1 protein-coding gene and 4 pseudogenes are annotated in these 3,050 nt (G+C 38.2%); 4 read left to right on the top strand and 1 reads right to left on the bottom strand.

The annotated features are described in order from the left end of the window. Positions 1 to 360 precede the first annotated feature (360 nt). Positions 361 to 480, bottom strand: a pseudogene (locus JC606_RS23735) (ISAs1 family transposase); the annotation flags it as partial. A 333-nt stretch (positions 481 to 813) separates the two neighbouring features. On the opposite strand from JC606_RS23735, the gene JC606_RS22875 reads away from it, so the two are divergent. From JC606_RS22875 to JC606_RS22865, 4 genes and pseudogenes are all read left to right on the top strand, one after another. Further along, the gene (locus JC606_RS22875) at positions 814 to 1,320 is read left to right on the top strand and encodes a hypothetical protein (RefSeq protein WP_137409183.1); all 507 of its coding nucleotides are present in this window, start codon (positions 814 to 816) and stop codon (positions 1,318 to 1,320) included. Positions 1,321 to 1,665: 345 nt separating this feature from the next. After that, positions 1,666 to 2,416: pseudogene (locus JC606_RS22870) on the top strand (winged helix-turn-helix domain-containing protein). Next, positions 2,379 to 2,519: pseudogene (locus JC606_RS23730) on the top strand (patatin-like phospholipase family protein); the annotation flags it as partial. The pseudogenes JC606_RS22870 and JC606_RS23730, both read left to right, overlap by 38 nt. Before the next feature lie 34 nt (positions 2,520 to 2,553). Then, positions 2,554 to 2,856 (top strand): annotated as a pseudogene (locus JC606_RS22865) (hypothetical protein). Positions 2,857 to 3,050 lie beyond the last annotated feature (194 nt).

Genomic DNA, 3,050 nt, shown 5'->3' with positions numbered 1-3,050 from the left:
GGTTAGGTATGCCTGAAACTTGTCGTATTGACTAAAAAGCATGCGAAACAGGGTGACTCTGTCTCTAAACTGAATTACGCAACAAAGCCATGCGCACTCGCTGAACAAAGTAATGCAACGCCACTTAGTGTTATTATTCTATTTATCATATAGCCTTCTGTTTAATCGGATAAAAACCAACTAAGCTTAGAAAGTAATCAAAAGATGAATGGAGATAAACATCACATTTATAAATGTAAGCAACATTACTTTTATTAATATATGTGATGTAAAGCAATGTGATATCGACCTGTCAAATGCTTTCACACGCTAGATTATTGAAAAAGGTTCATCTTGGCTTTCAGGGGAAAGCTACTATGACCCAAAATCAGCATTAATCCACAAGCCCTGCCCATAGTAAATATAGCCTCTAGTAAAGTTCGCTTCCGCAACTTCCTTAACAGGATAGACTTGATTTCTGTGCGACCGGGTATCTTTCACTTTTTTAAGTTACTCAATAATAATTATGTGCGAATTTCTCATGTTTTTTACTTCATGATCAGATCGTGATTATCTAAAAAAGTCCTCTATGAGATAAAATCTTTTATTTTCAGTGGTTAAAGTTCAATCCCCCACTTTGTGGGTGGATGGATGTGTGGGGCAGTTTTAAACCGAAATTGACAATTTGGCAGCATGAGACCATGTCTATTAACAAGGCGTGATCCAGCCCTGTCCCCTACATGGCGTATATTCCATACACCTTGTCGCAAAAACTAAAGCGCAATCAGGAGAGGTTAACTATAGTAAATATTAAATTTAAATCGGAGATAGAATATGAAAAATAAATTACATGTGGGCCTGTTGTTAACTTCACTGTTCAGTTTAACGAGTTCTTTCAGTGTTTTTGCTGAAAGCGGAGATTTTATAACCTGCCAAAGCAAACTAAACCAAGTGAATGAAATGTATGGGTTTTTCAATTCAGATAAATTTAAATATTTAACAAAAAAAGATTTAGAGAAATTTTTAGCACCAAATATGGATATGATTACAAATAATAAAATAATGGCATCTGGATATACTGATTTAATGAAACATTTTGAGTTGATCGGATCTGAAATGAAAGAATTCAAGATATTACCTGCTCAATATGTCACCGAGGCTGGGAATGACGTTGTTATTAAGTATGATATAGATACAGTGAATAAATCTGGTGCTAAAGTTAGTTTTTCAGAAATTGCAATTCTATCATTTAATAATGATTGCAAAATAACTCGATGGGATGAAATAGTATATACTAAACAAGGACATTCAACGTTAGAAAATATTCGAGTATCAGATTGATGGCTCAATTAAAATTACCTTAACAATTTCGGGCTCTTAGCAATCAAACTGAAAACCCTCACCAATTATGGCAGGGATACAAAGAAACATAAGTTACCTGAGGCAGGGCAACCGCATGAGCTAGCAAATTGTTACCAGCAACAAATTACCAACAAGTACCAGGGCAAGATTACGAAGCCCCTTGCCCTGTAAGGAATTGCGAAAGGTAGCGATTGCTACTTTTCGCTTTTTTTGCTTTCTTTTTATCCCTGCTTTGAAGCAAGTTTCTTCCGTGTAAACCCAATATATACCCGTGATCATTGAAGATACTTGATTTCTCATTAAATAAGGATCGTGCTACTCACCATGAAAATGGCACTAACTCCTGAGCAAAAAACAACAACTTGAACAGATGCACAATACTGAGCGTGATCATCGAGTATGCGACCGTATAAAAGCGGTTTTGCTGGCTTCAGAAGGTTGGAGCCCGACTATGATCTCTCAAGCCCTTCGTATCCATGAATCTACAGTTGCTCGTCATCTTAGTGATTATGCTCACTCTGAAAAACTTAAACCTGAGTTCGGTGTGACCTACACCGTTTAAGGTATTAAAAAGTGGTTACATCACCACGGTTTTTCATACAAAAAGCCCAAAGGTGTAGCACATAAGCTAAAGCCTAAAGAGCATCAAGCATTTATCGAGTATTAAAACGAGGTACTTAAGTCCAAGGATGCGCCTGTACTTTTCATGGATGCCGTTCATCCAACTCAAGCAACAAAGCTTAGCTGTGGCTGGATCCGTAAGGGACAGGGTAAGTTTATTGAAACGACGGGTAGCCGTACTCGAGTGAACTTAAACGGTGCTCTGCCATTAAAAAACATCAGCGCAACGATCACCGATGCTTATGAAACTATAGATAGTGAGAGCATTGTTTGCTTCTTTTGGAAACTCAAGAAAGAGCATTATCCACTAGAGCGGCTTTGGAAAATCATGAATGAGAATGTTAGGTACAATGTTTATTTCCTCTCCAAAACAGCATTTACCTCTGCTATCAAAAAGTTTTTCGATGTGACGTTACCAGAAATTGGCCGCTTACCCAGCCGATATTACGCTTGAGATCCCACGCAATGCCTGTGGCACCTTAGAGTTTGATCGCTCACAAGAGATGATAGACAGAGGCTATCATTTGGCACAGGCGACATTAGGCAATCGACTTTAATGTGATGGTCACTGACTTCTCGGATAGAGCATTTATGGAAACGGAACTCAAACAACTTAAACTCAACGATTCGATGGCAACAAAAGATGTCATCGTGCTCACAAGCATAGAAGAGCAGGCTATCTCTTGGCTAACAAGTTACTATCAAAAAAAACGCTGATATGCAGATTATCGAGAACGCACACCAGCTAGATAATGAGGCGACTTTGACGCAATGCTGAAGCGGCCTTCATAAAGGTAAAAAGGTCATACTCACCGCCCAATTTCGTAGTCAACTTCCTATTATCAATATTTCGTCACTGTTAATGAACAGCGCAAATCATTGATCAATATTTAGCCTATCAGTATTTATCAGGAAGTTATGATGTGTCGGCTCGCTATGAGTTACCTTACTTTCCTTTTCAACCTACCAACCTTTGCCAAGGTAATTAATTGTTTACTACCTTGAGGAATGAGGCTATGTACCAATGCTAAATTGTACAAAACAGCATCAATGGAAGCGTTGAAGTAGGGGAGCTGTAATTATTCGAT

Origin of the sequence: Vibrio sp. IB15 (assembly GCF_016406055.1) — a bacterium.
GTDB classification, from domain to species: domain Bacteria; phylum Pseudomonadota; class Gammaproteobacteria; order Enterobacterales; family Vibrionaceae; genus Vibrio; species Vibrio chagasii.
This window is presented reverse-complemented; position numbering and strand designations above follow the sequence as displayed.

What these genes read in the sequence shown, in the direction of transcription:
- JC606_RS22875 (WP_137409183.1), top strand. Translation starts at nt 814, where the DNA reads ATGAAAAATAAATTACATGTGGGCCTGTTGTTAACTTCACTGTTCAGT.